Here is a 20807-nt window from a genome sequence, read left to right on the forward strand (position 1 = left end):
AGAATTACACCATGTTTGAAATCATGGATACCCATTCAGACGATGCGATGAGCGATGCAGTCCTCAAAGTCGTCGGTGTAGGCGGTGGTGGCGGTAACGCTATTGAGCACATGGTTAAACACAACATCGAAGGTGTTGAGTTTATGGTCACTAACACCGACGCTCAAGCGTTGCGTAAGTCATCAGCCGGTACCACTATTCAGCTGGGCCGTGGTGTGACCAAAGGCTTGGGTGCTGGTGCAAACCCAGAAGTGGGTCGTGCCGCTGCTGAAGAAGATCGCGAAAGCATTCGTGCGGCGATTGCTGGCTCGGACATGATCTTTATTGCTGCTGGTATGGGCGGTGGTACAGGTACTGGTGCGGCGCCAGTAGTTGCACAAATTGCCAAAGAAGAAGGCATTTTGACCGTTGCTGTGGTGACTAAGCCGTTCCCATTCGAAGGCAAAAAACGCATGGCGTTTGCCGAGCAAGGTATTGCTGAACTAGCGAAAAACGTTGACTCACTGATCACCATTCCGAACGAAAAACTGCTGAAAGTATTGGGCCGTGGCACGTCACTTCTGGACGCTTTTGCTGCTGCCAACAACGTGCTGTTGGGTGCGGTGCAAGGTATTGCTGAACTGATCACTCGTCCTGGCTTGATTAACGTCGACTTTGCTGACGTACGCACTGTGATGTCAGAAATGGGCAACGCCATGATGGGTACAGGTGTGGCGCGTGGTGAAGACCGTGCTGAAGAAGCTGCTGAAGCCGCCGTCGCCAGCCCATTGCTGGAAGACATCGACTTAGCCGGTGCGCGTGGCGTGTTGGTTAACATCACCGCTGGCATGGACATGAGTATCGAAGAGTTCGAAACCGTAGGTAACCATGTGAAAGCCTATGCGTCTGACACTGCAACTGTGGTGGTGGGTGCAGTTATCGATCCAGAAATGAGCGATGAGCTGCGCGTGACCGTGGTTGCTACTGGTATTGGTGCAGAGCGTAAACCGGATATTCAACTGGTAACGACCAAAGCTGCACCGCGTGTTGAGCCAGCTGCGGAACCAAAAGTAGAGCCATATACTCCAATTGATGAGCCTATCGCTCACGTGAGTAACGGCAATGCTGCGGCGTCAGTGAAACCAGCTGCGAACCCTAATCCGCACAAAAATGAGTTGGACTATCTCGATATTCCAGCGTTTTTGCGTAAGCAAGCGGATTAATCCGCTTGCTTGAGCTGGTAACATTTTGACCAAGTGCTCATTTATTGATGCATTAGTATTTTTTTGTGTATTGCTTGGGTTATGTTAACATATCCGACCTCCTTAGCTTTTGGCTGAGGTTTTGCTGTACTGGTCGACTGATTTAACGTTGGGTTTTATACGGGTAACTAAATGATTTTTCAAAGAACTGTTGAAAATACGGTAAAAGCTACTGGGGTCGGATTGCATTCTGGCAACAAGGTGACTTTAACCATTAGACCTGCACCCGTGAACACCGGGATCGTGCTGATGCGCACTGATCTTGAGCCTGCTGTGGCGATTGCCGCGAAAGCAGATATGGTTCGTGAAACAACCATGTGTACTGCGTTAGTCAATAACGACGGGGTTCGTATCTCTACGATTGAACATCTGTTTGCAGCATTAGCAGGTTTGGGTATCGATAACGCAGTCATCGAAGTCGATGCTCCTGAAATCCCAATCATGGATGGCAGTGCAAGCCCATTCGTTTTCCTGCTGCAAAGCGCAGGAGTGAAAGAGCAAGCGGCTGCAAAAAAATATCTACGCATTAAGCAAACGGTGCGTGTAGAAGATGGTGATAAATGGGCAGAGTTGAAACCGTTCAAAGGTTTCCGTGTAAACTTTGCTATCGATTTTGCCCATCCCGAAATCGCCCGTAGCCAGCAACATATGGTAATGGATTTTTCCTCTTCAGCCTTTATCAAGGATATCAGCCGCGCCAGAACCTTCGGTTTTATGCGTGATATTGAATATCTGCGTGCGCACAATTTGGCGCTGGGCGGAAGCATGGAAAACGCCGTGGTACTTGACGAATATCGTGTTCTCAACCCCGATGGCCTGCGTTATGAGGACGAGTTCGTTAAGCACAAAATTTTGGATGCTTTTGGTGACTTATATGTTGCTGGGCATGCCATTATCGGTGAGTTCAGCGCCTATAAAACTGGTCACGCACTGAATAACACTTTGGTACGCGCCTTGTTGGCCAATGCCGATGCTTGGGAAGTGGTGAGCTTCGATAAAGAAGCCGACGCTCCGGTGAGTTTCAGCATGCCAACCTCGGTGGTGATGGCTTAATCTGACGGTTCTGAGCCTTTACGGCTGGCTAATGCAGCCAGCCGTTTTAGTTTCTGGCCCAGGGTGCCGCCAGTGGAGTCAGCCAATTCTGACAGGTGTGATGCAGCGGTTTCGCTAATTTGCCTGTGAGGTACGTTGGGTTTTGTTTCGCGAGAAATAAGCGCCGGGTTGACTTTCACCTCGATAGCGGTAAGCATTGGTAGCGCTTCCGTTTGGAGCTGCTGCAACAATTGCGCTTTTTGAAAGTTAAGTCGCGCAGCCCACACGGCAGTCGTGGTCTCAATGACCAGAATGTTTTGACGAAAATTAGCGACGGTAAGCTGTGTGCTGACTGGACCGGACAACATCCCTTTTACGGTGCGGTCCAGATATAACAAAAGCTCTGCTCTCTCAGCCAGCTCAGGTAAAACGCCTGACTGGTGAACCAGTTGACTGAGGTGTTGAGGGGGCTTTTTCATAACATAATAAGATGGCTTAACTAGGCTATGAGTGTAACAGTTTTTATTCAGGGTCGAAATGGCGTCACGCGCTGGCAGCCTGGAAAGCGTTGGCTTTTATTGCCAATGCTACTCATTGCCGCGGGTGCCGGATTGTACCAATACAATCAAGACCGATTTGAGTCGCAACAAGCCAGTGTTGACAGCGAGCGTCAAGCGCGCGAAGAGCAACAACGGCAGGTCAAGCAACTCAAAAGCGCCACCGAAAACCAACTGGCTACCTTGGTCAGTCATGTCGCAAAGATGCAAGCCAAACTCACTCGGCTTGAAGCGCTAGGGCAACAGCTCGCGCAAAACTATCAACTAGATGAACAATTTGATTTTACTGCCGAAGTTGGTGTCGGCGGTCCGAGTGATTTTGGTTCAACTATCGAATTAAATCAGCTGCTTGACGATATGGAGCAGCTGGCTGCGGGAATTGATAAAGGTAACGCTCAACTGTCACTGCTTGAAACTGTGGCAAGTAATCTCAATATAGAACAAGAGCGTTATATATCCGGGCGACCAGTCAGCAACGGCTGGCTATCCTCGCCCTACGGTTTACGAAACGATCCTTTTAGTGGCCACAGAGCGATGCATAAAGGCGTCGACTTTGCGGGTTCAGAGGGGGCCGATGTGGTTGCGACTGGTGCAGGCGTAGTGACATGGGCAGGAACTATGTTTGGTTATGGCAATTTGGTGGAGATCGATCACGGAAACGGATTGCGAACCCGCTATGGCCATAACGAAATGTTGTCAGTAGCTGTAGGTGATGTGGTTGCCAAAGGCGAGAAAATCGCCAGCATGGGCAGTACCGGCCGTTCTACCGGTCCCCATGTACATTATGAAGTACTGCGTAACGGTCAACAGATCGATCCAAAGAAATTTGTGTATCGTAACGCGGGTTAACGGAAATTGGCCGCCAGCCTTCAAAGGGATCTGGCCTACAACTTAATAAGTGATTCGAATGTTAGGTAAAGTACTGACAAAAATTTTTGGTAGCCGTAACCAACGCACACTTAAGGCTTTGGGAAAGGTTGTTAACAAAATTAATGCGCTCGAAGCTGAATACGAAAAGCTCAGTGATGAGCAACTCAAAGCCAAAACCGCTGAGTTCCGTGCCCGTCTTGAAAAAGGTGAATCGTTAGAATCTCTCACCCCAGAAGCATTTGCGACCGTTCGAGAAGCCTCAAAACGCATTTTTGAAATGCGTCATTTTGACGTCCAGCTGCTCGGTGGTTTGGTGTTGGACTCAAACCGTATCGCCGAGATGCGTACCGGTGAAGGTAAAACTCTTACGGCAACTTTGCCGGCCTATCTGAATGCCATCAGCGGTAAAGGCGTGCACGTAATTACCGTGAACGACTACTTGGCCAAGCGTGACGCGGAAACCAACCGCCCACTGTTTGAATTCTTGGGGCTGACCGTTGGTGTTAACCTGTCCGGCATGCAGCATCAAGATAAAGTCGCTGCCTACAGCGCCGATATCACCTACGGTACGAACAACGAATTTGGTTTTGACTATCTGCGCGACAATATGGCGTTTTCGCCGAATGAACGCGTACAACGTCCGCTGCACTATGCACTGATCGACGAAGTGGATTCGATTTTGATCGATGAAGCGCGTACCCCATTGATCATCTCGGGTGCCGCCGAAGATAGTTCAGAACTCTATATTAAAGTGAATGCGTTAATCCCGCATCTGATCCGTCAAGAGAAAGAAGACTCAGAAGAGTTCACCGGTGAAGGTGATTTCTCTATCGATGAAAAATCGAAGCAAGTGAACATGACCGAGCGCGGTCAAGAGAAGATCGAGTTGCTGCTGACCGAATCTGGTTTATTGGCAGAAGGCGAATCACTCTACGCTGCAGCCAACTTGTCGCTACTGCACCATGTGAATGCAGGCTTGCGGGCGCACTACCTATTTGAAAAAGATGTCGACTACGTTGTACAAAATAACGAAATCGTCATTGTTGACGAACACACCGGCCGTACTATGCCGGGCCGTCGTTGGTCAGAAGGTTTACACCAAGCGGTGGAAGCCAAAGAAGGCGTGAAGATCCAAAACGAAAACCAAACTTTGGCATCAATCACCTTCCAAAACTATTTCCGTCTGTATGAAAAACTGGCGGGTATGACGGGTACTGCGGATACCGAAGCGTTCGAATTCCAACACATTTATGGTTTGGATACCGTGGTGGTGCCAACAAACCGTCCTATGATCCGTAAGGATATGGCCGATTTGGTGTACCTCACTGCCCGTGAAAAATACGACGCGATCATCAAAGACATTGAAGATTGTCGTGAACGCGGTCAACCAGTATTGGTCGGTACCGTGTCGATTGAACAATCTGAATTGCTGTCGCATCTGCTGAAACAGAAAAAGATTCCACACCAAGTACTGAACGCCAAGTTCCATGAACATGAAGCCGAAATCGTCGCGCAAGCAGGTCGTGCAGGTACCGTTACCGTAGCAACCAACATGGCGGGTCGTGGTACTGATATCGTGTTGGGTGGTAGCTGGAAGTCTGAAATCGAAGCGTTGGAAAATCCAACCCAAGAGCAAATTGATGCCATTCGTGTCGACTGGCAACAACGTCACGATGAAGTGTTGGCCGCCGGTGGTTTGCATATTCTGGGTACCGAGCGTCACGAATCTCGTCGTATCGACAACCAGTTGCGTGGCCGTTCAGGTCGTCAAGGTGACCCAGGTTCATCACGCTTCTATCTGTCGATGGAAGATAGTTTGATGCGTATCTTCGCCTCTGACCGTGTTGCTGGCATGATGAAAAAGCTGGGCATGGAAGAAGGTGAAGCAATCGAACACCCGTGGGTATCACGCGCGATTGAAAATGCGCAACGTAAAGTTGAAGCACGTAACTTCGATATTCGTAAGCAACTGCTCGAATACGATGACGTCGCCAACGACCAACGTCAGGTAGTTTACTCACAACGTAATGCATTGATGGATGCCGAATCGATTAAAGAATCGATCGAAAGCATTCGTGAAGATGTTATCAGCGGCGTTATCGATAACTATATTCCACCACAGTCGGTAGAAGAGTTGTGGGACGTCGCCGGTCTTGAAGAACGTTTAGAGCAAGAATTTGCTCTGAAACTGACGGTACAGCAATGGCTCGATACTGAAGACGACCTGCATGAAGAAACGCTGCGGGAACGTATTGTTGAACAATGGCAGCAAGCCTATGACGCTAAAGAGCAGATGGTTGGCCCAGAAGTGCTTCGTCAGTTCGAAAAAGCCGTTATGCTGCAGACCTTAGATGGTCTGTGGAAAGAACACCTCGCGGCAATGGATTACCTGCGTCAGGGCATTCACTTGCGTGGTTACGCGCAAAAGAACCCTAAACAGGAATATAAGCGAGAATCTTTCGAGCTGTTCCAACAGATGCTCGACACCCTCAAGCATGATGTGATCAGCATTCTGTCTAAGGTACAAGTGCAAGCGCAATCTGATGTCGATGAGATGGAAGCTCGCCGTCGTGAACAAGAAGCGCGTATCGAACGTGAATTCCAACACGCCGCAGCAGAAGCCATGGTTGATAGCGCACCAGCACCAGAAGGCATGCCAACACCGCCGACTATCCGTCACGGTGATAAAGTGGGACGTAACGACCCATGCCCTTGTGGCTCAGGTAAGAAGTACAAACAGTGCCACGGTAAACTGAGTTAATCCGAAAGCACAATAAAAGGCGCCATTAGGCGCCTTTTGCTTTTTACGACAAAAATAAAGAAGAGACAAATAACCCAAGTACGGATGTATCATTAACTCATTAGCTAAATAGCGGCGCAAGCATTGGCAATAATCACCAAACGGGATTATGTCAAAAACGTACAAAATACGAGCTAAGCTACTGTTGTTGTGGATAACTCTTTGGGTAACTCGTGTGTAAATTGTGACTATCTAACTATTTTAAAAAAAATAGAAAAAAAGCGAAAAAAGGGGTTGCGCGGATTTCTGATGTCCCTATAATGCGCACCCACTGAGACGGCACAGCGCGAAAGCAAAGGCGGTTGAGGTGGTGATGAGGATGACTCATCGCAAGGCGAAAATAAGTTTGAAATCAAGCTTGACGCCTGAACGGGGAAGTGTAGAATACGCAGCCCTGACCTGAAGCGAGTTCTTCAGGCTGCTCTTTAACAAGTTATCAAGCAATCTGTGTGGGCACTCTCAGGTTGATATATCGACAACGATTTATCGACTTTATGAAGAGTGTTCATACGAACAGAATTCATTAGAGTCAAAACTTTCAATTGAAGAGTTTGATCATGGCTCAGATTGAACGCTGGCGGCAGGCCTAACACATGCAAGTCGAGCGGCAGCGGGGAGTAGCTTGCTACTCTGCCGGCGAGCGGCGGACGGGTGAGTAATGTCTGGGAACTTGCCCATTCGAGGGGGATAACAGTTGGAAACGACTGCTAATACCGCATACGCCCTACGGGGGAAAGGAGGGGCTCTTCGGACCTTCCGCGAATGGATAGGCCCAGATGGGATTAGCTAGTTGGTGAGGTAAAGGCTCACCAAGGCGACGATCTCTAGCTGGTTTGAGAGGATGATCAGCCACACTGGAACTGAGACACGGTCCAGACTCCTACGGGAGGCAGCAGTGGGGAATATTGCACAATGGGGGAAACCCTGATGCAGCCATGCCGCGTGTGTGAAGAAGGCCTTCGGGTTGTAAAGCACTTTCAGCGAGGAGGAAAGGTTAGTAGTTAATACCTGCTAGCTGTGACGTTACTCGCAGAAGAAGCACCGGCTAACTCCGTGCCAGCAGCCGCGGTAATACGGAGGGTGCGAGCGTTAATCGGAATTACTGGGCGTAAAGCGTGCGCAGGCGGTTTGTTAAGCGAGATGTGAAAGCCCCGGGCTCAACCTGGGAATTGCATTTCGAACTGGCAAGCTAGAGTCTTGTAGAGGGGGGTAGAATTCCAGGTGTAGCGGTGAAATGCGTAGAGATCTGGAGGAATACCGGTGGCGAAGGCGGCCCCCTGGACAAAGACTGACGCTCATGCACGAAAGCGTGGGGAGCAAACAGGATTAGATACCCTGGTAGTCCACGCTGTAAACGATGTCTACTCGGAGTTTGGTGTCTTGAACACTGGGCTCTCAAGCTAACGCATTAAGTAGACCGCCTGGGGAGTACGGCCGCAAGGTTAAAACTCAAATGAATTGACGGGGGCCCGCACAAGCGGTGGAGCATGTGGTTTAATTCGATGCAACGCGAAGAACCTTACCTACTCTTGACATCCACAGAATCTGGTAGAGATACCTCAGTGCCTTCGGGAACTGTGAGACAGGTGCTGCATGGCTGTCGTCAGCTCGTGTTGTGAAATGTTGGGTTAAGTCCCGCAACGAGCGCAACCCTTATCCTTACTTGCCAGCGGGTAATGCCGGGAACTTTAGGGAGACTGCCGGTGATAAACCGGAGGAAGGTGGGGACGACGTCAAGTCATCATGGCCCTTACGAGTAGGGCTACACACGTGCTACAATGGTCAGTACAGAGGGATGCGAAGCCGCGAGGTGGAGCCAATCTCTTAAAGCTGGTCGTAGTCCGGATCGGAGTCTGCAACTCGACTCCGTGAAGTCGGAATCGCTAGTAATCGCAAATCAGAATGTTGCGGTGAATACGTTCCCGGGCCTTGTACACACCGCCCGTCACACCATGGGAGTGGGTTGCACCAGAAGTAGATAGCTTAACCTTCGGGGGGGCGTTTACCACGGTGTGATTCATGACTGGGGTGAAGTCGTAACAAGGTAGCCCTAGGGGAACCTGGGGCTGGATCACCTCCTTACCTAAGCGATATACGATTTGATGAGTGTTCACACAGATTGCTTGATGAAATGTAGAGCAAGAAAACAGAGAAATCTGTAAGGGGTCTGTAGCTCAGGTGGTTAGAGCGTTCGCCTGATAAGCGAGAGGTCGGTGGTTCGAGTCCACTCAGACCCACCAATAATCTTGAAAATGGGGCTATAGCTCAGCTGGGAGAGCGCCTGCCTTGCACGCAGGAGGTCTGCGGTTCGATCCCGCATAGCTCCACCATCTTTCAAGATGAACACTTGCTCCGTGGTAACGGAAATGCCAAAGATAAGTTTCGAATTTATCTTTGGCTTTTTTAAGCCTGCTCTTTAACAATTTGGAAAGCTGATAGTAGAGATTAAATAGCGATATTTAATCGAAATTGAGTTCTCAAAATACTTCAATCAAGTGTTTTGGATATTCATGTGTTCGAAAGGACACAATCAAGGCGAAAACAAACCATATGGGTCGTGCATGCGATTCGGTCGAGGAAACTCATCCGGGTTGTATGGTTAAGCGACTAAGCGTATACGGTGGATGCCTTGGCAGTCAGAGGCGATGAAGGACGTATTAACTTGCGATAAGCTCAGATGAGGCAGTAAAAGCCGCTTGAGTCTGAGATTTCCGAATGGGGCAACCCACTTACATAAGTAAGTATCATTAAGTGAATACATAGCTTAATGAGGCAAACCGGGAGAACTGAAACATCTAAGTACCCCGAGGAAAAGAAATCAACCGAGATTCCCCTAGTAGCGGCGAGCGAACGGGGACCAGCCCTTAAGCTTTTGGGGTGTTAGTGGAATGCGTTGGAAAGCGCAACGGTACAGGGTGACAGTCCCGTACACGAAAACTAACCTTAAGTGAAAACGAGTAAGGCGGCACACGTGACATGTTGTCTGAAGATGGGGGGACCATCCTCCAAGGCTAAATACTCCTGACTGACCGATAGCGAACCAGTACCGTGAGGGAAAGGCGAAAAGAACCCCTGTGAGGGGAGTGAAATAGAACCTGAAACCGTATACGTACAAGCAGTGGAAGCGGTTCTTGAGACCGTGACTGCGTACCTTTTGTATAATGGGTCAACGACTTACATTTAGTAGCAAGGTTAAGCGAATAGCGGAGCCGTAGGGAAACCGAGTGTTAACTGCGCGTTTAGTTGCTAGGTGTAGACCCGAAACCCGGTGATCTAGCCATGGGCAGGTTGAAGGTTGAGTAACATCAACTGGAGGACCGAACACACGTCTGTTGAAAAAGACGGTGATGACCTGTGGCTGGGGGTGAAAGGCCAATCAAACCGGGAGATATCTGGTTCTCCTCGAAAGCTATTTAGGTAGCGCCTCGAGCGAATACCATTGGGGGTAGAGCACTGTTAAGGCTAGGGGGTCATCCCGACTTACCAACCCTTTGCAAACTCCGAATACCAATGAGTACTACTCGGGAGACAGACGGCGGGTGCTAACGTCCGTCGTCAAAAGGGAAACAACCCAGACCGTCAGCTAAGGTCCCAAAGTTATTGCTAAGTGGGAAACGATGTGGGAAGGCTTAGACAGCTAGGATGTTGGCTTAGAAGCAGCCATCATTTAAAGAAAGCGTAATAGCTCACTAGTCGAGTCGGCCTGCGCGGAAGATGTAACGGGGCTAAGCAATACACCGAAGCTACGGGTACATACTTTGTATGTGCGGTAGAGGAGCGTTCTGTAAGCCGTTGAAGGTGAAGGGGTAACCCACACTGGAGGTATCAGAAGTGCGAATGTTGACATGAGTAACGATAATGGGGGTGAAAAACCTCCACGCCGAAAGACCAAGGGTTCCTGTCCAACGTTAATCGGGGCAGGGTGAGTCGACCCCTAAGGCGAGGCTGAAAGGCGTAGTCGATGGGAAACGGGTTAATATTCCCGTACTTCTGCTAACTGCGATGGAGAGACGGAGAAGGCTAGGCCAGCGCGGCGTTGGTAGTCCGCGTTTAAGGTAGTAGGTGTTGTGCTTAGGCAAATCCGGGCACATTTACACTGAGAGCTGATGACGAGTCACTAAGGTGATGAAGTGGTTGATGCCAAGCTTCCAGGAAAATCTTCTAAGCTTCAGGTTAGTAGGAATCGTACCCCAAACCGACACAGGTGGTCGGGTAGAGAATACCAAGGCGCTTGAGAGAACTCGGCTGAAGGAACTAGGCAAAATGGTACCGTAACTTCGGGAGAAGGTACGCTCCTGTTGGTGATGAGACTTGCTCTCTAAGCTGACGGGAGTCGCAGATACCAGCTGGCTGCAACTGTTTATCAAAAACACAGCACTGTGCGAACTCGCAAGAGGAAGTATACGGTGTGACGCCTGCCCGGTGCCGGAAGGTTAATTGATTGGGTTATCTTCGGAGAAGCTCATGATCGAAGCCCCGGTAAACGGCGGCCGTAACTATAACGGTCCTAAGGTAGCGAAATTCCTTGTCGGGTAAGTTCCGACCTGCACGAATGGCGTAATGATGGCCAGGCTGTCTCCAGCCGAGACTCAGTGAAGTTGAAATTGCGGTGAAGATGCCGTATACCCGCGGCTAGACGGAAAGACCCCGTGAACCTTTACTATAGCTTGGCACTGAACATTGACCCTGCATGTGTAGGATAGGTGGGAGACTATGAAGTTAGGACGCTAGTCCTGATGGAGTCGACCTTGAAATACCACCCTTGCAGTGTTGGTGTTCTAACCTTGGCCCCTAATCGGGGTTAGGGACAGTGCCTGGTGGGTAGTTTGACTGGGGCGGTCTCCTCCTAAAGAGTAACGGAGGAGCACGAAGGTTGGCTAAGTACGGTCGGACATCGTACGGTTAGTGTAATGGCACAAGCCAGCTTAACTGCGAGACAGACACGTCGAGCAGGTACGAAAGTAGGTCATAGTGATCCGGTGGTTCTGAATGGAAGGGCCATCGCTCAACGGATAAAAGGTACTCCGGGGATAACAGGCTGATACCGCCCAAGAGTTCATATCGACGGCGGTGTTTGGCACCTCGATGTCGGCTCATCACATCCTGGGGCTGAAGTCGGTCCCAAGGGTATGGCTGTTCGCCATTTAAAGTGGTACGCGAGCTGGGTTCAGAACGTCGTGAGACAGTTCGGTCCCTATCTGCCGTGGGCGTTGGATGATTGAGAGGGGCTGCTCCTAGTACGAGAGGACCGGAGTGGACGAACCGCTGGTGTTCGGGTTGTCATGCCAATGGCATTGCCCGGTAGCTACGTTCGGAATCGATAACCGCTGAAAGCATCTAAGCGGGAAGCGAGCCTCAAGATGAGTCATCCCTTAGACTTTAAGTCTACTAAAGAGCCGTTCAAGACCAGGACGTAGATAGGCAGGGTGTGTAAGCGTTGTGAGGCGTTTAGCTAACCTGTACTAATGACTCGTGCGGCTTAACCATACAACCCCGATGGGTTTTGGTGAACCTTGATGAATAAAGAAATACTTGATTTGAAGTATGAGAACACAGCTTAAAAGAATTTGAAAAGGGGTCGCTTAGCTCAGCTGGGAGAGCACCTCCCTTACAAGGAGGGGGTCACTGGTTCGAACCCAGTAGCGACCACCATTTCAAACGAACTACAAAAAAGCAGCTTTCCGAATTACTTGTTTTTGCCAGAAAGGCGAGAGCAGAAAAGAATTTGTCTGGTGACAATAGCATTGTGGTCCCACCTGATCCCATCCCGAACTCAGAAGTGAAACACAATCGCGCCGATGGTAGTGTGGGGTTTCCCCATGTGAGAGTAGGTCATCGCCAGATGCCCAATTTAGGTTTCCACTTTTGAAAAGTGAAATCAAAATTAGTTAACCTGCCGATTGCAGTTAACATATTGAATTTGCTGATATGGCTCAGTCGGTAGAGCGCATCCTTGGTAAGGATGAGGTCCCCAGTTCGATTCTGGGTATCAGCACCAGTTTTACTTGGTGACAATAGCATTGTGGTCCCACCTGATCCCATCCCGAACTCAGAAGTGAAACACAATCGCGCCGATGGTAGTGTGGGGTTTCCCCATGTGAGAGTAGGTCATCGCCAAGTTCCTAATAAGTCGAGAAGGCCACCCAAGCGGGTGGCCTTTTTGCTTTTAGTCTCCATCCTGAATTAGGTTCCTATATCAAGGATGTCTCTCCTTTGAAGAATAGCACGTCTTTTTAATCGATTTTACTCTATTGAATACATCATATAAATATGCAATGTATTTATCATAGTACAGTGCATTTGAATTATGCTTTTGCTATCGTATAGTCCAATTCCTAACCCGGATTTAATTGAAAGCTGATAATTTTCCCATGGAGCATTGAAATGGATTTAACTCTTAGTAGTAATACAAAATTATGGCCGAAATTTTGTTATCTAACTCTATTCTTGATGTTCGGGGTCTTGATGCATATTCCAACGCAAAATTTAGGCAGATACGGTTTATATGTTTACTACAATGAGTTCTTTTGGATAGGTCTATTTTTTTTTGTTTTCCTGTTTTTTTCGCTCGTAAAGATTGAAAAATTTAAATTTAGCCAGTATTCTGCCGGTTTTTTGTTAATCTCTAGTCTCTTATTGATCAGGTTGATAGATGCATTTGACCTATCAAATTCTTGGCGTATACTCGTTATTTTTATTACCGCTCTTTATATTTTTATACTTGATAACTCCCCCCCTAGAGAACGATTACAATTTAATCTGACTTATTTTTTTGTTTTTTCCAGTCTTGTTGAGTCAATATTTTCTATTTTTCAATTTTATTTTTTGTTTGACACTGATTTTTATCCAAAACAATTAGTTGGTCAGCGTCCTTTTGGTGTTTTCCAACAGGTAAATATAATGGGGGTGTATGCTTCGGCTGGTTTTTTCTCGGCATTCTATTTTATAAGAAAATACCATAGTGTATTGACTGAGCATAAGCTCATGAGAGGTATGGCTTATTTAGTGATATGCATAACGCCTTTAGTATTATTTCTGACAGCATCTCGAGCTGCAATTTTGTCATTCTTAGTCGGCGTATGTTGTTTGTTACCCATCATTTTTAAAGAAAAATCTGAAAAATATTTTGAGCATATAAAAAGGTGTTTTTTAATTTCAGTCATATTGACTCTCGTGGCAGTCGTAACAAATGGTGGTGGCACAAGAAGTGTTGAATCATTGTCTGGTGCATTGAGATTACCAATGTGGGATCACACGCTGTGGATGATATCGAAACATCCGTTATTAGGTTGGGGACTTGGTAGTTTCGATACAGCCTATGTTACGAGTCTTGCTGAGCGTTACGAAGGGTTAGCAACTATACACGAACGATTTCTTTATCATCCACATAATGAAATTTTATTCTGGTTGGCAGAGGTCGGTGTCATTTTTTCTGTACCAGTTTTTGGTTTTGCTATTTATGTTTTTTATCAAATATATAAGACTAATTCGCAGCGTGATTTCTTAGTTGCACTTAGCTGTATTTTGCCATTCGCAATTCATTCGATGTTGGAGTTTCCATTCTATCAATCGATTCCTCACTGGTTTTATTTTGTTAGTTTGGTTTGGATCTTTAGTCCACAAATGTTTATCGCGACTTCTATCAAGTTGACATGGCCATCTAAATTTTTTGGTTGTGGATTATCGGTGTTGGGTGTTTTATTTATGGTTACTGCATTTTATAGCGCACACAATATCTTGCTTAGTAGAGTAGGTAAGCAGCCAGCAGCCATTTATAACGTGACTAATCCTTTCCCGTTTTATCATCATTATTTTTATTTGCTGTATTCAAATACTATGTACAGTGCACTATCAAATGGTGATTCAGTATTGGCTGCTGAAATGGTTAAAAATATTCAAGCTGAATCGAAATATATCAAAGCACCAGGTATTTACATGGATATTATTTATGCTAATCAAAAATTAGGGAAGCATGCTGAAGCTATCTATTGGTCTTCAGTTGGAAGCAAGGAATTTCCATCTGATACATTATTGAAGTCTGATCAAATTGATAATTTGATTAAGTATATAGATGGTGTTGCTGGAGAACAGTTTAATAAAGATAAAAATTAGTTTTACATTATGTTTCTTTTTTAAAAGCACAGCATGAATGCCGTGCTTTTTGTATTGCATACAACAAGCTACGGTTATTATTAAGCTAGAGTAATAGTTGAATTCTCGGTTATGCGGTCTACTATTGGTTTATTAGCATCAGGGAAGGGTAAATTTACCAGTTGTGCTACGGTAAACCAACCTATCTCTTGGCCTTCAGCACCACACTCTGTGCCAGTAAATTCAGTCACCAAGTGAATGTCGAGGTAGACCTGCTTTTCTGGATAATCGTAGCTTAAGGTCATGAACGGTGAGGTGGTGATGGCGGTAATGCCAATCTCTTCCTGTAATTCACGTACTAATGCGTCAGTAACTTTTTCTCCGGATTCTACTTTGCCGCCGGGGAATTCCCATTTCCCGCCTTGATGCAGGTGTCCGTGACGTTTGGCTAACAGTATTTGCTGATTTCTGATAATGACGCCGACGGCGACGTGTACGCGTTTTACTGACATGGCTGCTCTTTAAATTCTGCTGAAAGTTATTCTTTGAAAAAATCAGGTTCGTCATAACCGAGTTCATCAAGTAACTGGTCATTAATCGTTGGTTTGACGGGAATAGCGTGCTTCTCAGACGCCCAATCGCCCAGATCAATCAACTTACAGCGTTCAGAACAGAACGGCCGAAACTTAGATTCTGGTGCCCAGATGACTTCTTTCTGACAGGTTGGGCATTTTACAGTTGTTGGCATAGAGATAACCTAGTAAGCAGTTTATCGAAACTGGGTCATGGTAATGATTTCAATCGCAAGTTGCCAGTAAGAACTCAATCGGTTGTTGGGAGTGCTTTTGCTGATCAAACTGAACAAAGTGAATCGCAAAGCGGTTTCGATGGCCACTGATAGTGGGATAGCAACCATTGTCGATATGGAGTTTTACCCGAATTAGCGACAAAGCTTGGGTGGACTCACGCTGAAAGAAGCCGGCAGGGGCTACCTCTGGTTGATATTCGCAGCGTTCACGCGAGCTTGATAACATCAGGGTGATTGGGTTGAGCAGACAGCGGAAATGATTTACCCACTGTTCATAGTCTTGCTGGCGTTCATGCCAAGGTTTGGATAGCCAGTAATGCAGTTGTGGTAAATCGAAGTTGCAGCAGGTGCCTGGCATATTAAAGCGTTGTCGAAGTGCGCTGATAAAGCGATTTTGCTTAAGGTGAATTCCCGGTCGTTCTGCACTCAGCAGTTGTTCACGGTAGTCGAGCAGTTGGTCAATCAGTGGTGATTCAAATGCGGCTAAGTCAGAGGACTCGAGGCTCAATTGCCGGTCGATGTCTTTGAGGATTTCACTGCGAAAATCACAACGTTCAGTTAATTCGCATAGCGCAAATAACGGATAAAAGCACCGTTGCTGGTGATCCTGTTCAAGATGGGTGTCAAGTTGTTTGGCTAAATGCTCAAGTCGTAGGTAGTTACGCACCTTTTCATTGAGCGGCTGTTCAAATAATAATTCACTCATGGCTTTTCTTGGCAGTTACTGATTGATTTAAGTATTTATTATGTAGTGCCAGAATCTGAGACCTTAGCGCGTCTACATCTCCCTGATTACTAATGACATCATCTGCCTTAGCGAGTCGTTGCTCTCTGCTGATTTGGCTGGCTATGATGTTAACAACTTGTGTCTTAGACACATGATCTCGCGCAATAGTTCGCGCAATTTGTGTTTCTTCGGCGATATCAATCACTAAAGTGTGATTCACTAAGCGTTCTAAGCGGTTTTCAAACAGTAGCGGTACTACCATTAGCGCATAGGGCGACGCCGCATCGTGACATTGCTGCAACATGCGTTGGCGGATCAGCGGGTGCAATAATTGGTTGAGCCATTCGCGTTCAGCGGGGGTTTGAAAGATGCGTTCGCGTAACTTGGCGCGGTCTAATTCTTGGTTATCGGTGAGGATTTCACTGCCAAAATGTTGCACTATTTTATGCAAGCCATCGCTACCTTTGGCGACGACTTCTCTGGCAATGATATCGGCATCAACCACTGTGACGCCGAGCTCGGCAAAGATGTTAGCTACTGTGGTTTTACCGCAGCCGATACCGCCTGTGAGACCGACGATATACTCGGCCATTACAGGGTACTCAGGTACCAGCTAACGATGTCATTGCCCCACAGCATGGCAATCCAGCCTGCGAGTGCGATATAGGGGCCAAACGGGATAGGATTATTACGCCCCATGTTTTTAAACAGGATCATGCTGATGCCAATCACTGCGCCGACCAATGAGGAAAGCAGGATAATGAGTGGTAGCATTTGCCAGCCGAGCCAAGCGCCAAACAGCGCCATGAGCTTAAAGTCACCATAGCCCATACCTTCCTTGCCGGTGAGCAGCTTAAACAGCCAGAACACACTCCATAGGCTTAGGTAACCAGCAATGGCACCAACCACTGCGCTTGGTAGTTCGGTAAATACACCAAAATAGTTGGCAATGATACCCAACCATAAAAACGGCAGGGTGAGTTGATCTGGCAGCAGCATCTCATCGAGGTCGATACCGGTCATCGCGACTAAAGCAAAAGTGACAATAGCTGCTAAAGCGAATTGAATTGTTGGGCCAAAATGCCACGCAAGTAGTGCAACTAATGCACCATTGAGGAACTCAAAAATTGGGTAGCGGGATGAAATCTGTTGTTTGCAGGCGGCGCATTTACCGCCGAGCATGAGCCAGCCTAGAATTGGCAGGTTATGCCATGGCTTAATCGCGGTTTTACATTTCGGACAAGTGGAATTAGGCACAATCAGATTAAAACGCTCAGGAAACTTATCGAGCGGTTGTAATAACTGTTGCTGCTCTAACACTTGATAAGCTTTGGGCTGATACTCTTCTAAAAACTGATTACATTCCTGTTGCCATTCGCGCTTCATCATCACTGGTAAGCGAAAAATCACCACATTGATAAAACTGCCAATCACGGCAGCAAACACAAATGAAAGTGCGACAAAAATGGAAGGATATTGCTCCATCAAGCTACAAAATTGCTGCATATTATCTTTTTAATATTATTACTGTCATGAAGTTAAGTGGATGTGTTTTAGCCGCTAACAACATTGCCCAACTGGAATATCGGCAAATACATGCCGACAATTAAGCTACCGACCAAACCGCCAATAACCACCATCATCATCGGCTCAATCAGGCTGGATAGGGCATCCACGGCATCATCGACCTGCATTTCATAGATGTTAGCAATTTTATTAAGCATATTATCAAGAGAGCCAGATTCTTCACCAATCATCACCATCTGAATCAACATATCTGGGAATAGCTTAGACGTGCGCATTGCCACGTTCATTTGCATACCAGCCATCACTTCAGTGCGTACATTCATGAGAGACTTACGGTAGACGGCATTGCCTGATGCTCCTGCGGCGGAGGTTAAGCCGTCAATCAAAGGAACACCTGCCGCGAAGGTGGTTGCCAAGGTGCGAGCAAATCGTGCCATTGCACCTTTGTGCAGAATATCTCCAATGACTGGGATTTTTAATACAAGTTCATCAATCTTGTCTCTAAACTTTTGAGAATTACGATGTGCTCTGACAAATAACCAAACCGCGAGGACGATTGCTGCTAGAAATATGTACCAAGTGCTCTGTAATCCACGCGAAATATTCACAATAAGTTGGGTAAATGCGGGTAGCTCAGCGCCAAAACTGCTAAATATTTCTTCAAACTGGGGGACAACGAACAAAAGTAGCAATACGGTAACTGCGATGGCTACAACAATCACGGCCGCAGGATAAAACATTGCCTTTTTAATTTTTGATTTCAGTGCTTCCGCCTTCTCTTTATAGGTGGCGATACGGTCAAATACAATATCTAAAGAGCCAGAGTGTTCACCTGCGGCGACAAGGTCTACGTATAGATCATCGAAATAAATTCTGTGAGGGCGAAGTGAGTCAGAAAGCGGAATACCAGATTGCACATCTGACAAAATTGTCCCTAACAAGGTACGCATCTTTGGTTTTTCATGACCACGGGAAATAAGCTCAATCGAAGTCACCAAAGGCACCCCGGCAGAAAGCATAGTTGCTATTTGACGGGTCACCATTGCGATGTCCATTGCGGTGATTTTTTTATTCTCGTTGCTGAAAAGTCCTGCGGACTTTTTGGTGACAGTTTTAGGATTAATTCCTTGATTTTTTAACTGTTGCTTAATTTCTGCAACGGTCGCACCACGGAGTTCTCCCTCACTTTTTTTTCCGTCGCGATTTACACCTTTCCAAACAAAGGTATAGATAGTGGGCTGCTTTTTTTCTTTGGCTTTTGCGCCATTGCGCTTACGGGTAGAAGAGGCGGTTGCCATAACTCACATATCCTTGTTTCGCATTTACCGTTTGGTGTTTAGCGTTAGTGGCTTGCTTTCAATGTAGCCGTTACTGGCAAGAATTAACAGTTAATCTCAATTGATATCTAAAGGGATAACAAGCTAGAAGCTGGTGACCCGATTAACTTCTGCAATACTTGTGACTCCTTGAATCACTTTTAATAATCCAGAATCGCGGAGATCCCGCATCCCTTGTTGTTTAGCCATTTTGGCAATTTGCAAGGAGTTGCCACCTTCCATAATCACTCGAGCGATCTCGTCCGACATCTTCATTACTTCATAGATACCGACGCGGCCTTTGTAGCCGCCGGAGCAATGTTCACAACCTTTGGGTTTGTAGACGGTAAAGCCTTCGCTAATTTGGGATTGGGTAAACCCAAGGCGGAGCAACTCATGTTCGGGGATCTCTTCTGGCTCGCGGCAGTTAACGCATAAACGCCGTGCTAGTCGCTGGGCGATAATTAAGTTCACCGAGCTGGCGATGTTATAGCCAGGTACGCCCATATTGAGCAAACGGGTCAGGGTTTCCGATGACGAGTTGGTATGTAGGGTAGATAACACCAAGTGGCCGGTTTGCGCCGCTTTAATAGCAATTTCAGCAGTTTCGAGATCTCGGATTTCCCCCACCATCACCACATCGGGGTCTTGACGAAGGAACGAACGCAGTGCAGAGGCAAAGGTTAACCCTGCTTTGACGTTGATATGAACTTGGTTTACCCCTTCCAAGTTAATTTCCACTGGGTCTTCCGCTGTGGAAATATTACGTTCTTCGGTATTGAGGATATTGAGCCCAGTGTATAGGGAAACCGTTTTACCCGAGCCAGTCGGGCCGGTAACCAGGATCATCCCTTGAGGGCGTGCCAGCATATCTAAATAAGCTTGCTTTTGGTCTTCTTCATAACCGAGTTTTTCAATGCCGAGTTGCGCGGAAGAAGAATCCAAAATCCGCATAACAATCTTTTCGCCCCACAGCGTCGGTAGGGTAGAAACACGAAAATCGATGCTCTTACTGCGGCTGAGTTTCATTTTAATGCGTCCGTCTTGCGGCACGCGGCGCTCGGCGATGTCCAACTTGGACATCACCTTCAAACGCGCAGAAAGACGAGAGGCGAGGTTTACCGGTGGTTCGGCCACTTCATGCAGTATGCCATCGATACGAAAGCGCACCCGGTAACGTTTTTCATAAGGTTCAAAATGTAAGTCCGAGGCGCCACGGCGAATGGCATCGGTCAAAATCTTATTGATGTAAATGACAATAGGCGCGTCATCTGCACCTTCATTAGCATCTTCTTGTCGCTTATCTGTGTCGGTAACTTCAATACCAGCAAGTGCAGATTCATCAATGCCGCTGAGGTCAAGTGCAGAGATATCCTCTTCGAGGACTTTTTCTAATGCCTTGGCAAGCTTGTCTTCTTCCACCAAAATCGCTTCAGCGTGGAGTCCAGCGCTGAATTGAAACTCTTCGAGGGCTGATATATTGGTGGGATCAGAGGTAGCGATATAGAGTCGATTACCGCGCTTAAACAGCGGTAAACAACGATGCTTTTCAATCAGTTTTCGATTTAGGAATTCTTCTGGGATGCTGCTGATATCGAATTCAGCTAAATCCAGTAACGGTGTGCCGTACTCTTCATAGCAGAGTTCTGCAATTGTTCTTGCCGATAGGTAGTGGTTTAAAACTAGAGATGTTACTAATGCCGTTTTATTTTTACGAGCTAACGCTACCGCCTCGGATAACTTACTTTCATCAAGCAACCCTTTGCGGATAAATAGTGTTGATAGTCCTAGGTGTAAACTTGTGGTTGGCAACAGTTAAATCCTTGACCTTAATAAGG

The 20807-nt window shown here is 47.0% G+C and carries 13 protein-coding genes, 4 tRNA genes and 4 rRNA genes; 13 read left to right on the plus strand and 8 right to left on the minus strand.

Annotation, left to right across the window (positions count from 1 at the left end; genetic code table 11):
• Positions 1-11 precede the first annotated feature (11 nt).
• The gene (gene ftsZ, locus JYB87_RS01695) at positions 12-1202 is read left to right on the plus strand and encodes a cell division protein FtsZ (RefSeq protein WP_207355203.1); all 1191 of its coding nucleotides are present in this window, start codon (positions 12-14) and stop codon (positions 1200-1202) included.
• A gap of 171 nt (positions 1203-1373) precedes the next feature.
• Positions 1374-2294 carry a UDP-3-O-acyl-N-acetylglucosamine deacetylase gene (gene lpxC, locus JYB87_RS01700; RefSeq protein WP_207355204.1) on the plus strand — a complete coding sequence of 307 codons (921 nt, stop codon included), beginning with the start codon at positions 1374-1376 and terminating at the stop codon, positions 2292-2294.
• On the opposite strand, the gene JYB87_RS01705 is transcribed toward lpxC, so the two are convergent.
• Positions 2291-2752: a DUF721 domain-containing protein gene (locus tag JYB87_RS01705; protein ID WP_207355205.1), complete on the minus strand. Its 462-nt coding sequence runs from the start codon at positions 2750-2752 to the stop codon at positions 2291-2293. The two genes, lpxC and JYB87_RS01705, sit on opposite strands and share 4 nt — an antisense overlap.
• A gap of 27 nt (positions 2753-2779) precedes the next feature.
• Here JYB87_RS01705 and JYB87_RS01710 point away from each other — a divergent pair, with 27 nt between their 5' ends.
• The 11 genes from JYB87_RS01710 to JYB87_RS01760 all read left to right on the plus strand — a co-directional run bounded on the left by JYB87_RS01710 (position 2780) and on the right by JYB87_RS01760 (position 14612).
• Positions 2780-3679: a M23 family metallopeptidase gene (locus JYB87_RS01710; protein WP_207355206.1), complete on the plus strand. Its 900-nt coding sequence runs from the start codon at positions 2780-2782 to the stop codon at positions 3677-3679.
• Between the two features lie 58 nt (positions 3680-3737).
• Entirely contained in the window at positions 3738-6461 is a 2724-nt protein-coding gene (secA, locus tag JYB87_RS01715; RefSeq protein ID WP_207355207.1) for a preprotein translocase subunit SecA, read from the plus strand.
• A 578-nt stretch (positions 6462-7039) separates the two neighbouring features.
• Positions 7040-8582: ribosomal RNA gene (locus JYB87_RS01720) — 16S ribosomal RNA — on the plus strand.
• Positions 8583-8663: 81 nt separating this feature from the next.
• Positions 8664-8740, plus strand: a tRNA-Ile gene (locus JYB87_RS01725).
• Positions 8741-8754: 14 nt separating this feature from the next.
• A tRNA-Ala gene (locus JYB87_RS01730) sits at positions 8755-8830 on the plus strand.
• Between the two features lie 267 nt (positions 8831-9097).
• Positions 9098-11987 (plus strand): 23S ribosomal RNA (locus tag JYB87_RS01735).
• Positions 11988-12076: 89 nt separating this feature from the next.
• Positions 12077-12152 (plus strand) — tRNA-Val (locus tag JYB87_RS01740).
• 76 nt (positions 12153-12228) lie between these two features.
• Positions 12229-12344, plus strand: a 5S ribosomal RNA gene (rrf, locus tag JYB87_RS01745).
• A 78-nt stretch (positions 12345-12422) separates the two neighbouring features.
• Positions 12423-12498: transfer RNA gene (locus JYB87_RS01750), tRNA-Thr, on the plus strand.
• Positions 12499-12504: 6 nt separating this feature from the next.
• Positions 12505-12620 (plus strand): 5S ribosomal RNA (gene rrf, locus JYB87_RS01755).
• Together the 16S, 23S and 5S rRNA genes with 4 tRNA genes alongside form the textbook arrangement of a ribosomal RNA operon.
• A gap of 264 nt (positions 12621-12884) precedes the next feature.
• Positions 12885-14612, plus strand: a complete 1728-nt coding sequence (locus JYB87_RS01760) for a PglL family O-oligosaccharyltransferase (protein WP_207355208.1) — start codon at positions 12885-12887, stop codon at positions 14610-14612.
• Between the two features lie 80 nt (positions 14613-14692).
• On the opposite strand, the gene mutT is transcribed toward JYB87_RS01760, so the two are convergent.
• The 7 genes from mutT to pilB all read right to left on the minus strand — a co-directional run bounded on the left by mutT (position 14693) and on the right by pilB (position 20781).
• Positions 14693-15103, minus strand: coding sequence for an 8-oxo-dGTP diphosphatase MutT (gene mutT, locus JYB87_RS01765; protein WP_207355209.1), 411 nt, complete (start codon positions 15101-15103; stop codon positions 14693-14695).
• A 26-nt stretch (positions 15104-15129) separates the two neighbouring features.
• Positions 15130-15339, minus strand: coding sequence for a DNA gyrase inhibitor YacG (gene yacG / locus JYB87_RS01770; RefSeq protein ID WP_207355210.1), 210 nt, complete (start codon positions 15337-15339; stop codon positions 15130-15132).
• Positions 15340-15388: 49 nt separating this feature from the next.
• Positions 15389-16105 carry a cell division protein ZapD gene (gene zapD / locus JYB87_RS01775; RefSeq protein ID WP_207355211.1) on the minus strand — a complete coding sequence of 239 codons (717 nt, stop codon included), beginning with the start codon at positions 16103-16105 and terminating at the stop codon, positions 15389-15391.
• Entirely contained in the window at positions 16098-16718 is a 621-nt protein-coding gene (coaE, locus tag JYB87_RS01780; RefSeq protein ID WP_207355212.1) for a dephospho-CoA kinase, read from the minus strand. Before coaE ends, zapD begins: the two co-directional genes overlap by 8 nt.
• Positions 16718-17632, minus strand: a complete 915-nt coding sequence (locus tag JYB87_RS01785; protein WP_207355213.1) for a prepilin peptidase — start codon at positions 17630-17632, stop codon at positions 16718-16720. The genes coaE and JYB87_RS01785 overlap by 1 nt, the downstream gene beginning before the upstream one ends.
• Positions 17633-17679: 47 nt before the next feature.
• Positions 17680-18951, minus strand: a complete 1272-nt coding sequence (locus JYB87_RS01790; protein ID WP_207355214.1) for a type II secretion system F family protein — start codon at positions 18949-18951, stop codon at positions 17680-17682.
• Positions 18952-19074: 123 nt separating this feature from the next.
• Positions 19075-20781 carry a type IV-A pilus assembly ATPase PilB gene (pilB, locus tag JYB87_RS01795; RefSeq protein WP_207355215.1) on the minus strand — a complete coding sequence of 569 codons (1707 nt, stop codon included), beginning with the start codon at positions 20779-20781 and terminating at the stop codon, positions 19075-19077.
• Between the last annotated feature and the right edge of the window lie 26 nt (positions 20782-20807).

Origin of the sequence: Shewanella avicenniae (assembly GCF_017354945.1) — a bacterium.
GTDB lineage: Bacteria > Pseudomonadota > Gammaproteobacteria > Enterobacterales > Shewanellaceae > Shewanella > Shewanella avicenniae.

Bases quoted from the DNA above. Each gene is read 5' to 3' on its own strand.
- lpxC (WP_207355204.1), top strand. From the start codon at position 1,374: ATGATTTTTCAAAGAACTGTTGAAAATACGGTAAAAGCTACTGGGGTC.
- zapD (WP_207355211.1), bottom strand. From the start codon at position 16,105: ATGAGTGAATTATTATTTGAACAGCCGCTCAATGAAAAGGTGCGTAAC.
- mutT (WP_207355209.1), bottom strand. From the start codon at position 15,103: ATGTCAGTAAAACGCGTACACGTCGCCGTCGGCGTCATTATCAGAAAT.
- JYB87_RS01790 (WP_207355214.1), bottom strand. From the start codon at position 18,951: ATGGCAACCGCCTCTTCTACCCGTAAGCGCAATGGCGCAAAAGCCAAA.
- JYB87_RS01710 (WP_207355206.1), top strand. From the start codon at position 2,780: ATGAGTGTAACAGTTTTTATTCAGGGTCGAAATGGCGTCACGCGCTGG.
- coaE (WP_207355212.1), bottom strand. From the start codon at position 16,718: ATGGCCGAGTATATCGTCGGTCTCACAGGCGGTATCGGCTGCGGTAAA.
- secA (WP_207355207.1), top strand. From the start codon at position 3,738: ATGTTAGGTAAAGTACTGACAAAAATTTTTGGTAGCCGTAACCAACGC.
- ftsZ (WP_207355203.1), top strand. From the start codon at position 12: ATGTTTGAAATCATGGATACCCATTCAGACGATGCGATGAGCGATGCA.
- JYB87_RS01760 (WP_207355208.1), top strand. From the start codon at position 12,885: ATGGATTTAACTCTTAGTAGTAATACAAAATTATGGCCGAAATTTTGT.
- yacG (WP_207355210.1), bottom strand. From the start codon at position 15,339: ATGCCAACAACTGTAAAATGCCCAACCTGTCAGAAAGAAGTCATCTGG.
- JYB87_RS01785 (WP_207355213.1), bottom strand. From the start codon at position 17,632: ATGCAGCAATTTTGTAGCTTGATGGAGCAATATCCTTCCATTTTTGTC.
- JYB87_RS01705 (WP_207355205.1), bottom strand. From the start codon at position 2,752: ATGAAAAAGCCCCCTCAACACCTCAGTCAACTGGTTCACCAGTCAGGC.